General features: G+C 36.1%; 20 protein-coding genes. 1 reads left to right on the top strand and 19 read right to left on the bottom strand.

Annotation, left to right across the window (positions count from 1 at the left end; genetic code table 11):
- Position 1 precedes the first annotated feature (1 nt).
- Both rffA and AAAT93_RS11105 read right to left on the bottom strand, forming a co-directional pair.
- On the bottom strand, positions 2–1,129 hold the full coding sequence (rffA, locus tag AAAT93_RS11110; RefSeq protein WP_227573222.1) for a dTDP-4-amino-4,6-dideoxygalactose transaminase: 1,128 nt from the start codon (positions 1,127–1,129) through the stop codon (positions 2–4).
- A gap of 26 nt (positions 1,130–1,155) precedes the next feature.
- Positions 1,156–2,757, bottom strand: a complete 1,602-nt coding sequence (locus tag AAAT93_RS11105) for an aldolase catalytic domain-containing protein (protein ID WP_227573223.1) — start codon at positions 2,755–2,757, stop codon at positions 1,156–1,158.
- Between the two features lie 675 nt (positions 2,758–3,432).
- Here AAAT93_RS11105 and AAAT93_RS11100 point away from each other — a divergent pair.
- Positions 3,433–4,704, top strand: a complete 1,272-nt coding sequence (locus AAAT93_RS11100) for a hypothetical protein (RefSeq protein ID WP_227573224.1) — start codon at positions 3,433–3,435, stop codon at positions 4,702–4,704.
- A gap of 102 nt (positions 4,705–4,806) precedes the next feature.
- Here AAAT93_RS11100 and AAAT93_RS11095 read toward each other — a convergent pair whose 3' ends face one another.
- Genes AAAT93_RS11095 through rfbC form a run of 17 tightly spaced genes read right to left on the bottom strand, consistent with a single transcriptional unit; the run spans position 4,807 to position 24,075 of the window.
- Complete coding sequence (locus tag AAAT93_RS11095) at positions 4,807–6,273, bottom strand: flippase (RefSeq protein WP_227573225.1); 1,467 nt, start codon at positions 6,271–6,273, stop codon at positions 4,807–4,809.
- 5 nt (positions 6,274–6,278) lie between these two features.
- On the bottom strand, positions 6,279–7,676 hold the full coding sequence (locus tag AAAT93_RS11090) for a hypothetical protein (RefSeq protein ID WP_195541548.1): 1,398 nt from the start codon (positions 7,674–7,676) through the stop codon (positions 6,279–6,281).
- A 45-nt stretch (positions 7,677–7,721) separates the two neighbouring features.
- A complete protein-coding gene (locus AAAT93_RS11085) occupies positions 7,722–8,768 on the bottom strand; it encodes an acyltransferase (RefSeq protein ID WP_227573226.1) in 1,047 nt (348 codons plus the stop codon).
- Positions 8,743–9,969, bottom strand: coding sequence for a hypothetical protein (locus AAAT93_RS11080; protein WP_227573227.1), 1,227 nt, complete (start codon positions 9,967–9,969; stop codon positions 8,743–8,745). Before AAAT93_RS11080 ends, AAAT93_RS11085 begins: the two co-directional genes overlap by 26 nt.
- Before the next feature lie 10 nt (positions 9,970–9,979).
- Positions 9,980–11,062 carry a hypothetical protein gene (locus AAAT93_RS11075; RefSeq protein WP_227573228.1) on the bottom strand — a complete coding sequence of 361 codons (1,083 nt, stop codon included), beginning with the start codon at positions 11,060–11,062 and terminating at the stop codon, positions 9,980–9,982.
- Between the two features lie 10 nt (positions 11,063–11,072).
- Positions 11,073–12,089: a stealth family protein gene (locus AAAT93_RS11070; protein WP_227573229.1), complete on the bottom strand. Its 1,017-nt coding sequence runs from the start codon at positions 12,087–12,089 to the stop codon at positions 11,073–11,075.
- Between the two features lie 3 nt (positions 12,090–12,092).
- A complete protein-coding gene (locus tag AAAT93_RS11065) occupies positions 12,093–13,205 on the bottom strand; it encodes a glycosyltransferase family 1 protein (RefSeq protein ID WP_118545715.1) in 1,113 nt (370 codons plus the stop codon).
- On the bottom strand, positions 13,202–14,224 hold the full coding sequence (locus AAAT93_RS11060) for a glycosyltransferase family 2 protein (RefSeq protein ID WP_349095587.1): 1,023 nt from the start codon (positions 14,222–14,224) through the stop codon (positions 13,202–13,204). The genes AAAT93_RS11065 and AAAT93_RS11060 overlap by 4 nt, the downstream gene beginning before the upstream one ends.
- A 13-nt stretch (positions 14,225–14,237) precedes the next feature.
- A complete protein-coding gene (locus AAAT93_RS11055) occupies positions 14,238–15,818 on the bottom strand; it encodes an MBL fold metallo-hydrolase (RefSeq protein WP_021984821.1) in 1,581 nt (526 codons plus the stop codon).
- Positions 15,819–15,838: 20 nt separating this feature from the next.
- Positions 15,839–16,669 (bottom strand): DUF4422 domain-containing protein, encoded by an 831-nt coding sequence (locus AAAT93_RS11050; RefSeq protein WP_330594697.1) that lies wholly within the window; start codon positions 16,667–16,669, stop codon positions 15,839–15,841.
- A gap of 28 nt (positions 16,670–16,697) precedes the next feature.
- Complete coding sequence (locus AAAT93_RS11045) at positions 16,698–17,774, bottom strand: DUF6077 domain-containing protein (RefSeq protein WP_227573231.1); 1,077 nt, start codon at positions 17,772–17,774, stop codon at positions 16,698–16,700.
- Between the two features lie 7 nt (positions 17,775–17,781).
- Positions 17,782–19,185, bottom strand: coding sequence for a sugar transferase (locus AAAT93_RS11040; protein ID WP_021984824.1), 1,404 nt, complete (start codon positions 19,183–19,185; stop codon positions 17,782–17,784).
- The gene (locus AAAT93_RS11035) at positions 19,175–20,413 is read right to left on the bottom strand and encodes a hypothetical protein (RefSeq protein WP_227573232.1); all 1,239 of its coding nucleotides are present in this window, start codon (positions 20,411–20,413) and stop codon (positions 19,175–19,177) included. Before AAAT93_RS11035 ends, AAAT93_RS11040 begins: the two co-directional genes overlap by 11 nt.
- Position 20,414: 1 nt before the next feature.
- Positions 20,415–21,332, bottom strand: a complete 918-nt coding sequence (locus AAAT93_RS11030; protein ID WP_117781559.1) for a class I SAM-dependent methyltransferase — start codon at positions 21,330–21,332, stop codon at positions 20,415–20,417.
- On the bottom strand, positions 21,320–22,633 hold the full coding sequence (locus AAAT93_RS11025; RefSeq protein ID WP_118671231.1) for an ABC transporter ATP-binding protein: 1,314 nt from the start codon (positions 22,631–22,633) through the stop codon (positions 21,320–21,322). The genes AAAT93_RS11030 and AAAT93_RS11025 overlap by 13 nt, the downstream gene beginning before the upstream one ends.
- An 18-nt stretch (positions 22,634–22,651) precedes the next feature.
- Complete coding sequence (locus tag AAAT93_RS11020; protein WP_021984828.1) at positions 22,652–23,485, bottom strand: ABC transporter permease; 834 nt, start codon at positions 23,483–23,485, stop codon at positions 22,652–22,654.
- 2 nt (positions 23,486–23,487) lie between these two features.
- Positions 23,488–24,075 (bottom strand): dTDP-4-dehydrorhamnose 3,5-epimerase, encoded by a 588-nt coding sequence (gene rfbC / locus AAAT93_RS11015; RefSeq protein ID WP_021984829.1) that lies wholly within the window; start codon positions 24,073–24,075, stop codon positions 23,488–23,490.
- Positions 24,076–24,321 lie beyond the last annotated feature (246 nt).

The following is a 24,321-nucleotide window of genomic DNA, read 5'->3' as shown; positions in this document are numbered from 1 at the left end:
TTTACGATTCAAAATATTTGTATACTTTTGATATAACTTCATCCACAGTTTCTCCCATGTTATAATACAATGGAAGCCGAACAATTCGTTCACTTTCCTTTGTTGTGTATTTGTCCTCACCTGCAAATACACCATACTCTCTTCCTGCCGGAGCCGAATGAAGTGGGATATAATGAAATACCGTTAATATATCATTTTCTTTCATATAATTAATAAATTTCGTTCTTTCCTCTATATTATCAAGCTTAATATAATACATATGTGCATTATGCTCGCACTCTTCTGGAACAAACGGTGTCTCAATAACTCCCTTATCTTTTAGATACTTAAACGCCTCATTATACTTGTTCCAACTATTCATACGATCGTCAAAAACCTGCTGTGCAACTTCCAACTGTGCATATAAATATGCTGCATTCAAATCACTTGGAAGATAGGAAGATCCCGCCGCAACCCACGTATATTTGTCAACTTGTCCTCGAAGAAATCTACTCCGATCTGTTCCCTTTTCACGTACAATCTCCGCTCGATCAGAATCTTTTGCATCTCTGATAAGGATAGCACCACCCTCACCCATACTATAATTCTTTGTCTCATGGAAACTATAGCATCCATAATCACCGATTGTTCCTAGACTTTTTCCCTTATACTTTGACATAACACCCTGCGCAGCATCTTCAACAACCTTCAAATTATATTTTTCAGCTATTTCCATAATTGTATCCATTTCGCAAGATACCCCTGCATAATGTACAGGTACTATCGCAACCGTTTTATCAGTAATCGCATTTTCGATCAGTTTTTCATCAATATTCATTGTATCTGGACGAATGTCAACAAATACAACTTTTGCGCCACGCAACACAAAGGCATCTGCAGTTGATACAAAAGTATAAGATGGCATAATAACTTCATCACCAGGCTTTATATCACATAAAATCGCAGCAAGCTCCGTCGCATGTGTACATGAAGTCGTAAGCAAAGCTTTAGCAATTCCCGTTGTGTCTTCAATCCATTTATTACATAATTTTGTATAATATCCATCACCACATATCTTGTTTCTGGATATCGCATCCTGCATATATATTATTTCTTTACCCGTTACTGGTGGTACATTAAAACTAATCATAATCCCTTATCTCCATTATCATGTTTTTACAATGTGTATATACTTTTTGTTAACAGATTCAGCTTGATTGTCTTATTCATTCTCTGCATCATATGATTTACATATTCATTCAACTCATCTGTATGCTTTATTCCATAATCACAGTGTTCTTCATCATCTAAATATATGCCATTATGTGTTTCATTAAATCCGTCAATTCCGCCCAAATACACTTCCTTGACACCTACTTTTTCCATTGTCTTTAACAATACCGCAAATGCGACATCGGGAATTGCATTTTCCTCAGTATCCAAAACATCTTTATAACGCACAGTATAATCAAATTCACCGCTTGTTTTTGTAACATTCGATGTTGCTATAATCTTATATTCCCCTTGATGTCTTGAAAGTTTACTAGCAATCTGCACATATTTCTTCGAATTACTCAGGAATATCATATCAGGCGAAATGTTATCTGGTATATAATTCATAGAAATAACTATTGGATTATTCTCGTTAATAAAGTTCTTTAAGAGTTCTTCCTGTTCCGTCACACTATCCCCAGTTCCCAAAAGAAGAAGCTTTCTGCTTCCAAACAATTCCTTTAGTGCCTGTACATCTAATGTATCATCTATATCATTTTCCTGATACTCCAAGTACAACTGTTCCATATATTTTTTATCATATAACAGTTTTTTATCTCCCTGAAGTCGCCCCAACAATTCATTAATCTGTTTAACTGAAAGTGTTTTCTTCTTCATTAAATCCGATACATATGTTGGATGGCAATCATTAGATGCTGCCAAATAGAAGAACATATTATACCCCCATGTTGCCGGAGTATAAAAACTTGTTATATTGGCATCAATCGCCTCTAAGAATTGGCTAATATCATAATTTTTACCTAAGTTACTGTTCATGTACATGGCAATCAATTCGATAGGAGCATTACCGGCGCTTTTGCCCATGCCATAGATGGTTCCGTCTACAAGCAAAAGTCTGTCTGTAACCTGACTCATCATGGTAATGCAATTTGCATAACCCATCTGGAAATTATTATGTGCGTGATATCCTAACCCAATTTCTGGCAACAAATATTGATCTAGCAGATCAAAATAATGTTTCAAATTATTTTGATGCATCAATCCATAAGTATCCACCATGGAAACTGCATATGGTTTCACTTCATTTGCGAGTCGGATCAAGTCCATCATTTCGTCATCTGTATAGCTTGTAACCGATACCAACTGAGCAAAAACTTTATATCCAAGTTTCTTAAGCTCAGCGCAAAAACTCATAGCTTCATTCCGGAGATGTTTTTTAAAAATCACTCGAATCGCATCTAAATATGATTCCTCACATGGTTTGATATGCGCCAACGAACATGTACCATAATCAATCATCCCTACAATCAAAGAATTTTTTCGGTCAAGATTTCCAAATATCTTCTGAACACAATCCGTATCTGGCATAATACTTCTATTAATATCAAATGGTCTTCTTTCATCTAAAAATCCAATCTCGATATAATCTACATTTGCATCTACCAACCGTTCAAAGATACTAACCATATTATTATGTCCAAACTTCCAGTCGTTAACGTATCCTCCATCTCTCAGTGTACAATCTAACAGCTTTATTTCTCCCATGTATGAAATCTCCATTTATCAATATTCGTGCCATAATGACGCCTTTTTTAATTTTATAGCATCACATACTTTATGTCAATTTTTATTTAACTCAAGTTTACAGGCACCGCGCATCTGTGGTAAAATTTGCATTATAGGTCTTCTTTTTATCAATGATTCATGGTACAATAATAGTTAAAATTATCAATGAAAGGTTTTAAAATGTTTAAAGATAAATTAACCAACAATAAATTTATTGTATCTTTACTTATAAATCTTACTTTCCTGTTTCTTGCTCTATTATTCTGTGACATGAAATATGAAGTATCTGATGACTTTATTATGGATGCGATATTATCCGGAGCTCTTGGACATAATTACAACGAACACTTACTTTTCTCTAACATCCTATATGGTTATCTTCTTAAGTTTTTATATTCCATTACCGAAAAGATAAGTTGGTACTTCGTTTTTCAAGTCGTAATTTGCTTCGTTTCCTTAACATCTCTCTGTTATATAGTTTTGAAGCGAAACAACTCACTTATAGGATTAATTTTTTGTCTTATTTTTGTTTCCTTTTTCTCTGACGATTTGTATATTTTGGTACAATTTACCAAGACCGCTACGGTTGCAACATGCGCAGGAGGAAGTATGTTTTTATATGCTATTTTTTATTCAGAAAAAAGGCGAAAACATATGATAATCGGTGCACTATTAACAATTCTTGGGTCAATGATCCGTTTTCAATGTATCTTTATTGTACTTGTTTTTCTTTTTATAGTATTTATAAAGTATGCTTTTACTATCAAGGAATTCAATACTCATTTTTTTATTAAAAATTTATTGTATTGTGTAATTCTCTTTATATCAGTTTTATGCGTTATGGGAGTAGATAAAATTATTTGGAATAATTCACCGTCCTACAAACAATACCGAGAATTAAATGAATTACGTGCATCCATTACAGACATTAAAACATATGATTATTCGTCCTATGCTTCTTTTTTTGAATCAAAGGGATTAGATGAAATTGACTTTCATATGATTGAATCATGGAATTTACTAGATCAGAACATTTATACCCCTGAAATTCTAACAAACTACTCCACTGTCAAAAAGGAGGTTCATAAAAAATATATACTCTCTGTAAAGCACTTGATAAACGCTTTTCGTGACAGGAAATATCAATCATATACTGTTGTTTGGGGTTTAATATTAATGATGTTTATTCTATTATTTATTGATCCCCATAAATTTATTTGTATGATTCCCGATTTTATTATAGCCGGTTTCCTTCTTGTATACTTTTTTATACGCGGTCGAGTTGTATATCGAGTAGAATACTGCATTTTTTTATGTCTTGCAGTTGGTCTGATTACTTCGTTAAATGTGACGACCCTAAATAATACATATAAATTATCATTAAATATTTTAGGTGCTTTCATTCTATTATTGAAGGTTCCTTTATACATCCCAGATACAAATTATAAGACAATGTCGGATGAGATATATTCACAATATATTTCTGATACCATGTTTCGTTCATATGATTTCAATATAAAAAAATACAGATGTGATATCTCGCACAGACGACCGCATGCGGATTTAATAGACCACATTGAATCAGATAACGAACATTATTATTTAATGGATTTTTCCTCAACCATTCAGTTAATATATTATAATTACAAGCCATGGAAGCGGCTTCCAGTCGGATACTATAATAATTATTATTTTTATTTGGGCGGAGTTACTTATGGTTATCCTTCAAATAATACATGCTGGGCAGAAAACAATATTAATTTTAAATCTCCACTAAAAAGCCTTGTAAATGACAAAATCATCTTGGTGGACAGCCGCCAATACACTACGAAATTTGAATATCTGAAAAAATACTATTATAAAGATATATCTGCGGAGCTTATCACCACAATCAATGGATTTAAATTATGGAATTTTTACGAATAAAGAGGACTATATATGTATATGATTACCCTTTTCCCAAAATGCAATTTAGAATCTGCTTCAAAAATATAACCTATAGGCTTACCAAAAGAATGATTGTGCATCTTAGACACAATCATTCTTTTTTATCTTTCTAATCAACTGTTTTTCCAACTCAATTACCAAAGAATCTTTCAATACCGTCATCACAATTCCATACACGCCAAAAAAGCAAACCGCAGATATCACAAGCGTTGGAAATACGCCGACTCCTAGCAATTTTACCCAGAAAGATGCGGCACTTCCAAGTCCGACTGCGACAAGAATCTTTCCATATGGAAGCTTCTGAAATATCCCCATTTTCAGATCTCGAATCGCTACACATTGCCAGCCTAACACAACAGCTTCCGCAACCAGTGTACCAAGCGCTGCACCTGCTGCGCCATAGATTGGAATAAAAATCGTATTTAACACCAAATCTACAATCGCTCCTGCAATCTCAGAATATAATACCTGTTTTTCTCTTCCTAATGGTACCATCATCTGAATGCCAGTCACATTGCTGATGCCAATCAGCGTAAGCGTCGGCATGATTATCTGCATTGGTATAATAGCTCCGGCATACGCTTTACCAGATAAGAAGAAAATTCCTTCTTTCGCATAGATCATAAAATAAATCGAAAAAGGGATCGCCACAAGGAAGATAAAATGCATTGTTTTCTTCAATATTCTTGAAAACTCGTCCATCATACCTTTATCCACATAATAAGACGCTCTTGGTAGTAAAACCGTGCTTGCAGAAGTCACTACGCTAACCATAATTGACTTGATCTTTACTGCGGCTGAATAGTATCCAACCTCCACCTTATCTTTCATGAACCCAAGCATGACATTATCCAGATTTGTATATATCGTTGTCGCCACAGACATTGAGAAAAAGACCAATATCATCTTGATATGACGTCTAATATGATAACCACCGATTGGTTTTAAATAAATATATTTACGAAGATTTATAAAATTTAAAACATTCGAAGCAGATGTAGCGAGAATTGTCAAAAAACCATACTGCAAACAATCCTCTGGATCACGAACAAGCATAAATGTACTGATCAACGCTACAACCTTGAATATCAAAGAACGTACCGTAATATACGTATATTGCTCTAATGCTTTGTATAACCATTCTACGCCAAGTGCATTCAGCAATATCGTCGCACCAATAATCAAAAGTAATGTATGTTCTTCCCGAAACTTTGGAACGACCGCAAGCGAAATAAAGAACACAGCATATACAATTGCAGACATGAACAGATTGATAAACAACAATTCATGAACCGCACGGGTTAACTCTTCTTTATTGTCTCTCACTTTTGCACATAGCCGGATACCATAGGTCGGAATTCCGAGTTGCGCAAACATTGCAAAATACGTCACAACGGCCGTCGCAAAAGCGACTCTTCCTGTTCCTACCGGAAGCAGGATTCTTGACACATACGGGAATGTAATCAAGGGAAAAATAAAGGATGACATAGACAGCAATGCATTCATCACCATATTTAATTTTACAGACTTTGTCTTTATCTCAGCCATTACAGTTATTTCCGGGTATCAATCACACCAAGTATTGATACTTCATTCTCCATACATAAATCAACCATATCATACACTCGCTGATAAAGCGATACACCCTTCTTCTCAATCATAACTGCCGCTCCTTCTGCAAAAAGCTTGGACATTGCCTCGCTATCAGTAACAATCTCTGCTAATACATCCAGCTGAATGCCTTGTTTTTCAAGTTTCTTTACGAGATCTTCCTGCATATTTTCACTAATATTCCTCATATCACTGGATATCAGCGCTAACTTTGTAATCTCCTTTTTCTTACATGCTGCCAAAATTTTTGCTACCACAAATCCTAGCTGCTCCTGCATTTCAGATTCTGATATGTTTCCCAGTAATTTCATCCCCATAGTAAGTGTGTAATCCGTGTCTGCAACAATAACTTTGCTATACATAAAACATAATAACAGGATCACAATGGAACCTGCCGCGCCCAATACACCTCCTACCAGTCCATATTTTATGAGTTTTTTCTTATCCACATGTGGCGCTGGCACCGCATCTGCAGTTGTTCCCGTCTCCTCCAGCTTTTCTTCTTTTAACGCCTGTTCTTTCTCGTCCTCGACAATGCCATTATAATAAGTTAATGTATTCCCAGATAGTGCATCCACCGCATTTTTCAACCGATCCTTTGTATTCACACGTTCTGTATATATCGTCCTTTGCACATTATAAACTGTATCAGAACGAACGACCGCAGTCTGAGTATCTGTCATCACAAGGGTATGTTTTTCCACATTTTTTAGTTCACCGGCATATTGAATCAAAGTCTCTTTTGCAAGTTCGTCCAATCCCGGAACCAAATTTGTCCCATATACATACAGGCATAATCCTCCGTTTGTTTGCATAGCGGAGTCATAAGATACATCCAGCAGCTCTTTAATCTGTGCAGCTGTATAATCCCCTTTCAGTTCCTTCGATTCAGCCACCGAATCAGCCAGTCCACCATTTCGAATATAAGCAATATATGCTGATAAAATCTGATTCTGAGCCTCTGTCCGTTCTTCTACAGTATCCAGCGTCACATCCAGTTTTATTTGGAACTGATATGTCTTTTGCTGCATATGATATGGCTCAATCTGCATATAAAGCGACTCATCCAAATATTGCTCCATCTCAGCCATACGATCATAAGAATACAATGCATATGAGATATCCGCTTTTTCTGTTTCTGAAAATTCCTCGTACATATCTTCCAACTTCACTGGAGTCTGAGACTGTTCTGCATCAATTTCCCGTTTATTCTTCAAATAGCAAAGTCCTGCCAATCCCACTGCTCCGCATAGCGCTAATACAATAACAAGCGCTATATATTTTCGGATATATGCAAACACATTTTTTACTTTAATTACTCTGTCATTTTGTTGGTTCATTTATTCTGTCCTCCTATGCCACTTTGTTTCGCTTCTCAATCGCTTTTATGGAACTACATGTTTCAATACCGGAATTTTACGAATTACCCATATGATAGCAACACAAACTGCAACAATTCCTATTGGAGAAAGCAATCTCCATATTAACGATACCTCATTAACTCTTGTCAATCGTATAACCGCTTTTAATACCGACCAATGCAAAAGATAGACGCCAAAAGTATATTTATTTAAATATACTACTATTGCCCGTATCCACTTTACATCCATTATCTTTGGAGCAATTTGTTTAATTAACACAAAAACACCTATCGCGTAGAGAATACATGGAACATCATTGTATCCATTAAACGTTTTATTTACAGTCCCATCACGCATGGATAAAAAATAAGTTCCAATCATATTTGTAAACAACCCTAAAATAGCCAAAATATATATGACTATTCTATCTTTTCTTTTTATTTCTTGTGTATGTAAGAGCCAACCAACCACAACATAAAACAGATATGACATATTTACAAATAATCTAAATCCAGGATTATAAGGAACCCAATCTGTAAACTTCGCTGCAAAAGGAATTAATACATTCAACAAAAAACCTACAACACTTATATATACATATACCGATTTTCGTTTTTCCTTCTCCACTGCTGAGAATAAAGGGATTGCTAGATAGGCCGCGTATAACGGCATAAAAAACCAATAAGTCGTTACTATAGAACCGCCATTTACTAATCCCGCAATAACGTATTTAATGGTCACATTATTCCATTGTAAATTATGCATACATATGTTAAATCCTATACCTATAAAACTCCAAAATATATATGGAAAAACTGTTTTTTTCGCTCGCTTGATTAAAAACGTTTTTGTATCATATCTTTGTCTATAATCAAGCAAGTTTGCTCCTGTTATCATAAAAAAACACGGAACAGCAAAATACAATCCCGCCTCAATTATATTCGCCGATTTCCAATATCTATCTGTGCTAAAAGTCCAAAAGCAATTATTTGAATGCAAATACACAACTGCCAGCATAGATATTACATTCATCAGCATTATACTTTCACTTTTTCGCGTACTCTCTTGCATCTCCCATCCCCCTTTTTACATTTTTATCTACAATTGATTTCTGTCCTGCTAATGTAAGCACAATAAAAGGATTAAATGTAATATCAAAAAGTCTTGGTTCCGTTATACAGAAGATCATAATTATCATCAATATCCATGTATAATAATACTGCTTTTTCTGTATTGATTTTTTTAACATATATGCATATGCAAGCAATACAATACCTAAAAATAATATTCCATGATCCAACAAAATTTTTACATAAGAACAATCAACATAGTTATACGTCCCTCTTAATGTTTCTTTCATATTAAATCCAATCCATTCAATATCTTTTCCAAATAAAGAAATGCCATATTCTGACATTGCGTTTTGCCCAAGAGCCAATCTGCCTGACAATAACTTATTTAATTGAAAATATATCGTATTCTGCGGATTATAGAATGCATGTAACAAAATCGCAAAAATTGCAACTACCACTGGGGACGCAATAAATACGCCTTTTAATTTCTGTATAAATCTTCCATTGTTTACATTTAACCGATAAATTGCAAAAATTATAATTGTTATTATACTAATCAAAAAAGCGAATCTGGAGTTTGTCATTTTGTATAAATACAAACTAATTCCTAATGCTATAATATCCTCCCAAATTGACAATTTGCCCTTTTTTAAATATATATACTGCAACAATATAAATACAAAAAGAATTGCTCCCGTTGTTGTCCACGAAAAGCCAAGAAAATGGCGTATTCGGCCTCCATCCTGCCTAACATAATCTTTTATTACTCCAATTCGCGATCCGATAACGCATACAAACAATATAACAGATTGTACTGCACACGATATTTTAATAATATAGTTTTCCTCCACATTACATGCAGCGATAAAAATCAGCAAATAAAAAATTATGGTTTTATTAAATGAGCCCAAAAAGCTTATAGCAATCACACAAGATACGTCTAAAAATAATTTTATCCATTTGCGATTATATATATTTGAACATATTACTTTGAAAGCCAAAAGAATATATGCCACATATCTTGCCATTTTTGTAAATATATTTATTAACGATACTCTGTCATTACCCTGTCCAAATGCAACAGCAGTCAAATCCAAGATGTTTGCAGACATATAAACAAAAAACGCAAGAAGAAATACCACTTCTGTTTTTCGGATATTTAATTGATTGTTACCCTCATTACGAGCTATTTCTTTCATACTTCCACTTTTATTTCATTGCCTTTTCAATAGCTTGTTTTGTATAAAATCCACTGGTTAATCGTTTTGATATAAGCTTCGCGTGTTGTAACATATCCGCATATTCATCTTCTGTGAGTTTTTCAAAAATATCTTTTATCTCATATAATGAAGAAATCGTAATTCCAACCCGCTCTTGTTCGACAAATTCAGCCAAAGCTGCTTCTTTCCATATAATGACGGGAATTCCACTTGCAAGATATAAGGAGGTCTTATGTGGGTTATTCACCTTTAGGTATTCCCCATAAACGCCTGCACATGTATCAACGGATATTCCATCCCACACAAGCCCAAAGTTTCCTTCTAATTCATAAGGTAACTCTGCTGGCGGAAAAGATCCATGATAGCAAATGTTCCCTCCTGCTTGTCCTGTATAATTAGGACCATACAAATCAAACGCAATATCTTTAGGAAGCTCATATACATAAGCCGATTTCTGCTTGTCCAGATTTCCTGCAATAATACAGGAATATCCCTGCTTCCGCTTACCACGTTCTTGTATTTTTTCTCCCTCTTTACCAATCAAATAGTCAAAGATATCTAATTCAATCATCTTCTCTGATGGTATTCCCAATGCCTCGCGCATTAGTTTTTTCATTTGATGATTGTGGACAACTATATTCGTCGCATTCTTTAATACAGACACTTCCTCTAATTCCATTCTTTTTTTCTTCTTAAATGGTATTGATTTGTTTTTTATATGGCGCATATACTCTAAATCATGAATAAACAATACCACGCGAATATTTTTCTGCACGAGTTTTTTTAAAACCGATGCAAGAAAAACTGTGTGATTTCTTACCGGGAATTGAATATATATTGTATCACCTTCATGTACACAGGCTAATTTTTCTTCCCAATATTTTTTTGTAGCTATGTGCCCCATTATTTTGCTTATAACCCCGGCACGTGTTCTCGTATCTTCACCAACCACAAGATTAATCATTTTCATCCCACATTGCTTGAATATAACATCTAAATCCTCACGAGCTTTAATCCCCGCCGTACGGTTCAAATATTCATCTTCTGTTTTTTCACATATATACCAATCCATTGAGCACCTCTTATTTCTCAAATAATGATTTACATGGCAATATCTTTTCAAATGCATGAACAACCTTTTGTTTTGTTTCCTCATAATTCTCAACTTGTGATTCATTCACACATATCATCTTATATATTCCATTTTCTATTGCATGACACATCTCTGCGATATTGTTATCTTCCGAATCCCCATCATTCATATGAAACGCTTTGCCGTTTTTTCTCCAATTGTATGGTGAAAACCTTCCAGTCACTAACTGCTCATTCTTAAATATATACTGATTAACATCCTCCGCACTGCGAAACTTATTTCTACATACCCGATCCAATATCTGCTCATTTTCTCTCCAAACCTGTTCATATGTAGACTTTAAGTATGAAGATGACAAATGAGAATATTCAAGTCCGAAGAAATCATGTCTACGCCATAGCAAAAAACTCCAATTCATCATTAGTGCTTTTTTATCCTTTACTAAATAAAACTTCTTCCTTTGCTTTTTTAATACTTCCTTCCTATCATATTTAGAGTTTAATAAAATCATATTATTTAATAAAATATGCATAAAAACATCTTGTTTATTTGGAGATATCGGATCTTCTACCGCCATATCACACGGAAGACCATTTTTAAAAAAATCTTCCGGTTCTACTTTTGAAGTTATAAACACATCATCATTAAAATAGACAAAATGCTCTGAAAGATTTTTTATTCTATGAAAATTCAATTCTATTGTATGCGAACTGAATGTCGGTAAATATTCATGGGGAATATAATCCTCATGATTAACAAGCACTAATTTATCGTGATTTTCATTTAGCCAATCTGGTTTCTGCCCACAAGTAACAAAATATATTTTATGAACCCATGGCGCATATTTCTCCACACCACGAAACCAATATTTTAAAATATCCCAATCCCGATACCTCGCATCCGTTATATCTACTGGCTCATCAATTTTTCCACTATACTTATTTTTATTCTTTCTCCATTCTAGGTCACTACCATCCACCCATGGAATAACAAAATCAATATCCATTTTTTACTTTTTCTCTCCTAATAATGTTTCTAATCGTCCAACCTCTGTATTTATATCATATCCGGCTTTCATAGCTAATTGGAATAGCGTGTCTCTTTTTTCACAGTATTCCGCATTTAAAATTCTATCCGCCCATACTTCTGCCGATTCTTCCAGTGAAACAAATTGCAATTGTGGTGTTACCTTAACTTCTTCAGGAATTACATCTTTCGAAGCAATACAAGTAAGTCCCGTAGCCTGTGCTTCCAAAAGCGCTATCCCAAGTCCCTCAAATACAGATGGAAATACAAATACATCCATTGCTTGTAATAAATTCGGCACATCATTTCTGACTCCCAACATTTTTACAGCTGTTCCTAGATTTAACTTTTGTATCTTTTCCCGTATCTTATCTTCATCTTCCCCCTGACCTATCATCCATAGAATTGCTTCGGGTTTTTTCTTCAACACACTAGCAAAAATATCCAATAAAAATAATTGATTCTTTTGGAATTGCAATCTTCCTACGTTACCAATTACAAATTTATCCTCAACACCATATTTCTTTCTGTATGCTATTCTTATATCTTCATCATATTTGTATTGCGATATATCAATTGCATTCTTTATTTCTTTATAATTTGCACCTTGCATAATTTGTTTTGAATAAAACCATTCTCCAGCCTCTTTGGAACAGGCCCAAAAATCTGTTGCATATTTATCAATATGCCTCTTATTATATGCATGCAACAATCCTCTAAGTTTGCTATCCATGTTCATAGAATTATGACTATGAATAATTCTTCGTTTTATTCCATATTTTTTTGCATACTTCAGATAATCAATATTTGCCAGACTGCATACATTAACCCATATAGTATCATACTGAGAAGCATTTTCTTTAAAAAATTGCTGCATCTCTCTTTTATACTTCTTATAATCCTTACTTCTTGCTGTGATATGATAAATCTCACAGCCATAAGAGATCAATTCGTCTTCATAAGCAATTTTATCATGTGAATTGCACAAAAAATCAAATTTAAAATTACCACGATTTATCTTTCGAATGTAGCTCATCAAAAAGCTTTCCACTCCACCGGGATTCTCTGTCATTCCAAATATCAAAATGTTGTTCATATACTGTTTATTCCCCTTTTTTCATGTACTTCATTCTGTTTGACACGAAGCATATATATTATTCCGGCAAAGCAATTTAATTTCATTTTCATAAGTAGCACCGGTAGCATTCTTGCACTTTTACATTCTTTAACCCTAATTGCATCAATTGCATTTTTGAAAATTGCCGTTTTCGCAACCGACTTCATTTTTTTGCATTTTGCTCTGAACGAATACGTTCGCTGTTGAAACACCTCTCGCACCATCATAATATTAAAATGCATCATTACATATTTATCATACGCTTTTTTTATGATCTCATTTTCATCCTGTATCGCCTCTGCCGTTTTCTCCATAGCGCAAATATATTTTTCTGCCTTCAGACCAGTCTGTACATGCATAACAGACTTCGGATTTAATGTGTAATGGTACACCATCTCTGGCTTCCAGCATATGGACGTGATATGCTTCATATACCGAAGTGTAAAATCACTGTCTTCTGCAAAAGGTAACTCTGCATCAAATCGAATACGATTTTTCTCAATGATATCCCTTCGAAACAATTTCGCCCACACCTGCATATATCGTGTAGGATTTTGAATCATCTGTACTCTACCTTCATCGAGTTTTCCCCCGTCAAACACTCTTTTTCGATCAGTAATCGAATTCTGCTTTTGTCCAGCTACATGTCCATATGCAAAAAAATCATATTCCCCATGTCTCGCATCATTCATCATCGTTGCGACACCTGTCCTTGCCAGATAATCATCGGCATCAACAAATGCTAACCACTCGCCCGTTGCATTCTGAATTCCCAGATTTCTTGCATTGGACACCCCTTTGTCGGATGTGAATATTTTTATGTTACTATATTTCTTTTTCAGTCGCTGCAAAACCTGCTTGGTCTCATCCGTAGATCCATTTTCTACAATCAATACTTCTGTCCGTGGTACATCTGTCAAAGATTGCACAGCTTTTTCAATTGTATCCGCAGCATTGTATGCCGGAATAATAAAAGATATCAAAACATCTGTCTGCATTTTATTTTATTCCTTATTTCAATATAATCCAAGTCGGCGTTGTATCATACATACCAATTGGCACCTGTAAAATACCAGTTACATATCTGTATACACCCCCACACCCTTTTTCTTCCTCATCCGCATTCACAGTTTCTATACTACAATCCATGAATACATATTTCGGAGACACCATGTTATAAAACTCCGCACTCAGTGTCCACCGTCCATTATTATTTGCCTGCACATAATCTGCATTTAGTTTATCATAATTTTTCTCTATAATATGGTCCTCTAATGGATGGGTTATTTTTGATAAATATAACATGGATTCTTGATTCGCCTGGATTCGAAAACAAATAGAACCGTTGTATTCTTGATATTCCCCAATTGCATCCGTTTCATCATCCCACGCATGTAATACCTTGAAACTAAGCCCTAATGCTTCAAATTGATCATCTTCTTTTACATAGTTTACATTCGTTTCTTTTTCTAAAGTTTCCCGGAACATTTGCACAAAATCCGTGTTCTGCCATTCTTTTGCATCCCTCAGATAAGTTGCATACTGCTCGTCGTTTATATGCATCGTGTAGATCTGATCAATCTGAATTCCCTGCTTGTCCTGTAGAATTTCACAAAATGCATGTGCATTGCTATCAATCGGGCTTGTCACAATCCAAGCCGTTACATGATTATCATGTGCCCGGATGATTGCTCGCAGCTTTTGTTCATACCAGCCATATCCACCATCAATGATGATCAGATTATTATTTTTATCCTCGATTGTATAACACATACTTACTTCACTTGTATTCGGCCCATACTGTGTTACAATCCATCCACCCAGATCCCGTTGTTCAACATCCGCGCAGTAATACAGATTATATCCGGCTACATTTTTATAGATCTGGTATCCATATTGATTCAAAAGGTCTTCCGGCACCGTTTTATAATCTTCGAGCACAACAAAATCATAATTTTTCGCCATTGCCTGTGCAAAAATATAGTCATAATTTGGATTCTCAGAACGCATCTCATTCGCGATTCGAAGGCTCAGATCGTCAATGACATTGATATATCCTTCCACATTTCTGCCGTACATTAATTCAATGTCTCCGCAATATTGACGTATCTCATAACTTAAATTAAGTGCGGCAATACATTTTGGCGTTTCATCCACCGCCAGCATCTCATCACATACCTGTTGTACTCTGGCATCCACCTTCTGTTGATTGGATGCCTTAGCCATCCCAGAATGTGTATATACATTTGTGCCTTTCCATACAACCGCTGCCAGCACGAGTACAAATGCAATCACCTTTACGGCAATATGCTTTCGTTTTCTCACAAACAAAACTGTAGCATACGCAATTGCAAGGGTATTTGGCAACAGCCACATCAAACGCCAATAAATGATTTTGGAATATACATATTTGTACAGAATTGGGTTCAATACCAAAAAAGCCAGCAACACACTTGGATACACTATTTTCCGTCTGCTTTCCTTCGTTGCAAAAAACAGGTATATATATGCGACGATTGCAAAAAGCAGATACCCGCGATTTCCATAATATTCATTTACCCAATATATAATCGGCTGCATCCAAGCTCTCATGTTTTCACCTATTGTTATCTCTAAAAACTGCTATCATATTTCTTATGAAATACCTTTGCCTTTAAAAAGGAAATTCCTTTTCGGAACCAGTTTATCTTCTCCATATAGATAAATGGCAGTTCCTTCACATCTTTTTGTGAAATCTGGCCTGATTGAATCTGATAATCCAGCCATACATTAAATATAATTTCACTTACCCGTCCATAAAAACGGCTCTGAAATGCTGACATCTCCGGTTGTTTCTCACCAACCCTTTTTTCCAACTCAAAAAGAATCGCAAACAACCATGCACAATACGAGTCAAACAATGCACGCTCCATCACCATCATATTAAACATATAGCCAGAAGTTTGTTTGATCACTTTATCATAAGAGTTCAGATAATCCGGACATTGTTCTCCAATGATTTCCCGCACACAATCCAAATGTTCTGCATAATGTGTGTGTGCATAATGTGAATACAATGTCTCAATATAATATTTACGCTTCTTTGGCACTACTATACGGTGCGTCTCAAAGATCTTCTCCATCTCTGGTTCAGTAACGATACACGCAAAAGGATCCTTACTTTTATTTTTCCCTTTAAAATAACGCCGATAATGTACAAGTCCCAGATACTCTGCTGGTATATTTTTCCAAGCGTAATAAATACCTGTCAATTCACAATAATTTGGATTTTTCGCTGATATATTGTCACCTTCATTATCCTTCTGATACCCCAGATCAAGCGGCGTTCCATCCGGATTTTTCTTTCCCTCTGCGCCAACATGCAATGGTACATACATAGTATCTTCCGGCATACGATAAGGTTTATGTGCCGCTATTACAATCTTTATGTCTTTCTTACTCAATTTTCCTTCCTCCATACATATCCTGAAATCAATGTAGCAATGTTGAAATTCCAAGATATGCGATATTGACCAGACAAGTGCCCCACACCATTATCGCAGTGCGTAAGCTTTTCTTTGCAATTCCATATACGAATCCAAAACATCCAATCATAACCGTTGAAAGTATATAGCTCATACTTGTAAGAAGCGCAACTGCAAACACCGTAAGCCATACCATACAGATTGCTCCTTTTTGTTCCGCATTATATACTGTCTTTTCTTTCCATCGTCTATCATCCGGAAGTAATCGATACAACCGCAAAAAAGCATACAGAAGTGCCGGTATTCCAACCGCTGCCATAGTTGCTTTCCCCTGCCATAACCGGATTATCGTAAAAGTTTCCGCATTGTAGATCGAAAAATATCCATACATATACATTACTAGTAGAAGAATCACAAACAAAGCTCGATATATATGTTTATCAAATAACTCACCTGCAACCAACCAGAAGATGCACATCATCACCGCCAGCAATACCGGTGGTAAAAATGTATGCATCATGCTTGCCGCCGAAATGCCTGTTATCTTCGACAGATATGCTGCAAATACCGCCCACGGAGATATCACATCCTTGAACAAATCTCCGGTCCAGGATAATATCTCCTTTCCCGTGTTCACATCTGTAAGCAGCATTCGATTCGTACGAACTGTATCAACTGCATTGACAACAAATCGTGTATCATCCGCATTTGTGAGCTGTAATCGGAATGACTGTACAATCATATATATTCCAGTTGCAAGCATAACGATGATTCCAACCCACGCAGATGGCTCTACCTTTGGAATTGTCATACTACAATATGTTTTTTTCACAATCCCATAAACAATAATCCCAATAAGGAACATCGAATACACAACAACATCCACAAGGAAACTTACCTTCAACAGAATAAGCGGAACCGTGATAATCTGAAAAACTGCCCACATACTCAGATATCCCATAACAAAACTTCGAGGGATCGTCCCCCGCATGCTCAATCTGTTACATATTGCATTACCAACAAATACAGGCGCAATCCACAAAAACAAGATATATAAAACTATATTTCCAACGGACGCCGTCATCTCCAACCTATACCGATCCCTTTCTCTTCAACACCGTAAATACGGTCTTTATCAGTATCTTAATATCCAAACTAATACTAAAATTCATAATATATTCGTTATCCAATCGAACTACTTCTTCAAAATCCGTAATTTCGCTACGCCCGGATACCTGCCACATACCTGTAAGTCCTGGTTTCATAGCAAGTCGACTCTTATGGTGCTGATCATACTGATTATATTCATCCACCGTTGGCGGTCTTGTTCCAACCAAACTCATATCGCCCTTGAATATGTTGATAAACTGCGGAAACTCATCAATACTTGTCTTCCGCATAAACCTGCCGATTGGTGTTACACGCGGATCATCATCCATCTTGAACATCAAACCGGACATTTTATTCTGTGCCATAAGTTCTTTCTTCCGTTCTTCTGCATCCATATACATAGATCGGAATTTATAAATCTTAAACCGTCTTCCATTCTTTCCAACACGTTCCTGTTTGAAAAAGATTGGACCCGGTGACTGTATAAAGATAATCGGCGCAAATATGACAAATAATATTGCCGTAATCGCCATCCCTATAATAGATACTCCAATATCCATCAATCGTTTAATAACCTTTTGTTTGAATGACATGATATTAATACTTGTTGTAATTACCGTATAATGACTAATATTCTCTACAGCCGCATTCGGAGTTCCCGGAAGAATATTATTGATACTTACGTGTACTACAACACCCATCGCGAGAAATCGTTTGGTGATTTCTGCAACGCCTTCTCCATCATACTCTAAAAATATCTCATCAATAATATTGGATTTTACATATTCATACATTCCTCCAGCATCTGCAACAACATCAATACCATCGATTTTCTGACCGGTCATATCCTTATCCAGAATAACGATTCCATGGATCAGGTAATTTCGATATCCACTTTCTGCCAACCCTTTTACCAGGCTTTGCGCATGTGCATGATTCGTAACAATAAGCATCTGTCCTTTTCCGCGCTCTTTGTCCTCATTGGAATATAATACTTTCTTTCTCACAAGACGTACAATATACATGGTAATTGTGTCAATGACCACAAACAACGCAAACAATATTCGAGAATACACCGAAGATTGTTTCGCAAAGAACAATATAAACAAAATCACTGCAAACATCTCTGCATTATGAATGACTACTTTTTTCAATTCCTGTATGGCATTCCGCATTAAAATTCCAGAATACCCTTCCGAAATAAACATGATGGATAAATGTATTAAAATAACCATAATATTCATCATTGTATATTCCCCTGGTGTGGAATTCACAAGCCTTCCAAGCCTGATATAATATGCCAACCAGTAAGACACCTCTATACAGATAAGATCCAATATGATGAAATCCAAATGTTTACTTCTGCTCGTAAATTTATTTTGCATGTTGTATCATCCCTTTTAATTTTTCCCATCCTTTGACACTGGCTGCCTTTTCCTGCACAATCGCAGCATCTGCCTGAATGGTATAATCAAACTCTATCAAATAGGTGTGTTCCTTCATGTTTTTAATATAAATCTGTGGATCGCCCTGTTCCATCACATACGCACGTTTGTCAAACCGGTATCCATTTGTCCGATACTCTAATTCATAAGATGCATTTTCCGTATATCCAACTGCCTTCTGAATATATACAACACACGGAATCTCACCCGGATCAATCCTTAAATTCCGCAAAGCATCAGGCAGCTTTCTTTGCAAATGAAACTCACCTTTTTCATCTGGATAAATACGGATGATATCACTTTCTGCTTCCGAATATCCTTTTCCCGTATCATAATACAGTTGAACCTGATTTGTTCCATTTTCATTTCCCTTAATTGCTTCTTCGAGATCCAGATTCATGACATACTGTCCCATTGTTCCATACAATGCATATAAATCGCTCCGATCTCTGTAGCAGTATTGCTGCAAAAAATGCAGTTCCATCTGCCGGTAAGCGGATACATTCTCAGGTGTAACTCCAAGCATCCGATTCATCTCTGTTTCATCAATGCTCGCACGGTTTGCATAATTCTCCAAATATACTTTACCCGCACGCCAAAGTAAAAAATCCACAGGAACCGGGAAGTCAAAGGTCCACTCATAATCAATCACTATCCATGTATTCCCCTGTACCATAATGTTGGAAAATATTAAATCAATATCTACCCCTTTGGAAAAAGGTACAGATACCGGAAGTGTTATTTCCCCGAACGCCTTTTGATATTGTTCTATTTCGTCCTGACTTCTTTCTCCACATACTGACTGTTCACTCAAATATACTTGCCGGATTTCGGAAGCATACTGTTTTACTAACTCCGCAAATCCATCCTTGTCATCATTTGCCAGACATGCATCTAATGCAGCCTCTAGTGTATCTCCATCTACATATTCAAATTCGATATATGCATCTGTAAGGTTTGCCCGATTTGCACACAAACGACTCCCTGCAAACTCTTTTTGCAACAATCCATATACCTCGTTCATATGTTCAATATGCGGACGTGCCAATCTTGTATCTGCATATTTACGCACAACGCGGCTTCCGTCCTCCCGACAAACAATATCGGTGCGAATCGCGTAGTCTGGATGACGTTGATTCGAATATTTTGTATAAATTAATCGCTCCATCCTACACTCCTTTGGCTACAATCAAAAATGAGTTTGAGAACTCTGGAAACATTTCTGCTCTAATCAATTCCCCATACACTTTATTTTCATCAAATAAACGCACACGATTCCGATCGAAATTCCGATGATTTACATTCAGTTCATTCTCATGTGGCAGATATTCATCCGAAAAGATCTTTTCAGGCAGCTTATAATCCGGGTATGGATAATAAAAAGTATGCTCAGAAAAACCAGCCTGTTCCAACATATGGGCTAACTCGTTTTTAGAAAATGTCCGCACATAACTATCTTTTGCATACCCTTCAATTCCGCCAAAAAATGTTGCTATATGATCTTCCCGGCATCCTGCCCAATATTTCAATCCAAATTTATTTTCTATCGCAAGAATAAGTCGCCCATCTTTGGTTAAATGCTTCTTGATAATTTCTAAAAATTCTGCATATGGCTGTTCACTATCAATATAACTACATGCATATTCAAATACACCAATCAACGTGATCACATCATATTTCTTCTCCAGATGTTGTTCCACTTCCTGAAAATTACCAACTTTAATTGTGATATTATCTGCTTCCTGATGCCGATACGCGTTAATCAGCGAGCGTTTCATAGAAAGCTCCACCGCATCTACATTTTTTGCCATACGAGCAAGTACACCAGTAATTGCTCCACAACCTGCTCCTATCTCCAACACACTGTCTTCTTTTGTAATCGGCATTGATTGTACAATATTCTCCCTGACATTTGAAAAATGATACAAAATCGCCCAGGATTTTCGCTCTGCTATCACACGATTATACTCGGAAACCGGAACATTTTTTGCTATATCCAGCATTTCATCTTCAATTTCGCCGTCACTGTACAAATCCTTGCCAGGATAGTATGTGTCATCAATTGTTATGGAACCTATTTTCTGCATATATTCGTCCCTTCATAAGTCTGAACTGTAATCTTCGAGTTCATATCGTAATATCCAACCGTATTTTTATCTGACACGACTGTGATATTGCATACATCATATAAACGATGATATACCGTGAAATCCGTGCCATTATAACCAGTACAACCAAGCGAAAGAAGATACTCGCCTCCTTGCAGATTCATATCCTGCTCAAAAGATATCTCCATAATGGGGCCAACCTCAAAATCAGTCTTTTCAAACATCGTATTTGTACCGGTAATTTCTGTTCCCTTTGGATCTTTGATGGATAACGCAAATATCGGATATTCAATTGGCGCATGCATCTGCACCTTCATGCGTACCGTAAAAGGTTTTCCCTTTTCAATCGTATTGGTAATATTTCCACAGCTATCTACAATCGCATAATCAATAATCTCTGCTTTCTTATCACCATACTCAATGGCATTTTCATTTTGTGAAAGCAAATCCTTCCAGCATTTTGCTTCTTTTACAGATTTTGCTGCCTCCATACTTGGTGCCTTGGCAATATTTTCTGTTTCCTCGTCCACATGTTCCAAATCCAACTGACCAACCAGCACCTTTTTATACATGTCAACCATTTCTTTGGGACGTCCCTCTGCCAGTTTTACACCCTTATTCAACAGCACAACACGATCACAATATTTACTGATACTGCTCAGGTCATGGCTTACGAACAATATAGTTTTTCCCTGTTCTTTAAATTCCTCAAACTTTTTATAACATTTTGTTTGAAAGAATACATCACCAACAGACAACGCCTCATCTACAATCAAAATTTCCGGATCTATGTTAATCGCTACTGCAAAAGCCAACCGTACAAACATACCCGAAGAATATGTTTTAACCGGTTGATGAATAAACTCTCCAATATCTGCAAATTCCAATATTGAATCCAGCTTTGCATCAATCTCCTTCTTGGTAAAGCCAATCATAGTTCCATTTAAATACACATTCTCAAGTCCTGTGTATTCCATATTAAATCCAGCTCCCAACTCAAGCAATGCAGAAATACGTCCATCGATCTCCACATTACCACTTGTCGGATTCAGAACTCCGGTAATAATCTTGAGAATCGTTGATTTGCCAGAACCATTTGTCCCAATAATTCCAACACATTCCCCTTTTTTAATATCAAAATTAAGATCATGCAATGCATAATGTTCGCGATGCAATACTTTTTTCGTTAAACCCAGGGACTCCCGGAATCGATCGGATGGTTTATCATATAATTTATATAATTTCGTTACATTCTGTACACGAATCGCCGTCTCGCTCATAATTTATCTCTCTTTTTCTTATAACACATCTGCAAAATGCACCTTCAGTCGATTAAACACATTCACACCTATAACAAAGAATAGCAATGTAATAATCCAAAAGGCAAGTGTCCATAACGGCTTCTCCCAAAACCAAATATGATCCAGCAACGCATTTCGAAATCCATCTACAATATAATACATCGGGTTTAATTTAAATACTTTTGCTAAAGTTGGATGGTTCACCAAAATATCCGATATATTCCACATAATTGGAGTCATCCACATTCCAATCTGTAATACAATATTTACAATCTGTGTCAGATCCCGAAAAAAAACAACCACCGCAGATGTAAAATACGCCAATCCTAACACAAGCAGAAAGTTACAGATCATATAATATATAATCTGCAACAAATAAACACTTGGAATATATCCATTACACCAGCATAAAACAATCGTAAATGCCGTAAATATCACATGTACAAAGATTGCCGACAATACTTTCACCAACGGTAATATATCGATGTTAAATACAACTTTCTTTACCAGATAGTTGTACTCGATCAATGCATTTGTTCCACCGTTCAACGCCTCCGAAAAAAAGAACCACGGAACAAGTCCTGCCATCAGCCACAGTACAAATGGGTGTCCACTCGGTCTACCCTGACGCAATCCCACAGTAAATACAAACCAATACACAACAACTGTGACAATCGGCTGCACAAACGCCCAGATTACGCCCAAATAAGAACCAGCAAACCGTGTCTTAAAATCATTCTTCGCCAGATTTCCGATCAATGTCCGATTTTGAACTAATTCGATCGGAAGATTTATAAATTGTCGAAACCGTGAAGTTGTTTTCTTTTCCATGCCTATTTTTTATACTCCTTAATACCACTCCACTTGGTATCCTTCTCTGAGAATGTCAGATCTTCTACCGTCATTCCTTCTGGCATCGGCCATTCTACGCCAATTTCCGGATCAGACCAGAGCAGTCCGCCCTCATCGTTTGGATGATAGAAATCTGTACATTTATAACAAAACTCTGCATGATCAGATAATACGATGAATCCATGCGCAAAGTTCTTTGGAATGAAAAACTGCTTCTTGTTCTCTGCAGACAAGCGAACGCCAAACCATTTACCAAATGTCTTTGATCCTTCCCGCAGATCCACCGCCACATCAAATACCTCTCCACTTACAACACGCACAAGCTTATCCTGTGGATAATTGATCTGGAAATGCAATCCTCGAAGCACACCTTTCTTAGAGCTGGACTGGTTATCCTGTACAAATGTACAATCAATGCCTGCCGCTGCAAAATCATTATAATTGTAGGTCTCCATGAAATAGCCTCTATCATCACCGAATACAGACGGTGTGATTACCTTCAATCCCTCAATCTCTACACCATCTGCTTCACAAGTCTCTACTGTGATTTTTCCAAATTTCTGTTCCATGTCCTTTTCCTTTCATCTATTTCTTATATTTTCTGTCCTTTTTTATTATTTAAAATAAAGTATAAATTTAAAATAGCTGTTAACAATAAATCCTTATTATTTTGATATACATAATTATTGAAATTGTAGCATATAGCTAGCAAAACTGCAAGTTTTAGCTGTTTTGTTCACAAAAACGAGATAGCCATAACGCATTATTTATATTCTTCCATTGTCTTCTCTTTTTGATAGGTATAAAATAATAAG

The organism is Coprococcus hominis (ex Arizal et al. 2022), assembly GCF_040094675.1.
GTDB classification, from domain to species: Bacteria; Bacillota; Clostridia; order Lachnospirales; family Lachnospiraceae; genus Coprococcus_C; species Coprococcus_C hominis.
Note: the sequence above shows the minus strand (reverse complement) of the source record. Positions and strands in the feature narration are given on the sequence as shown.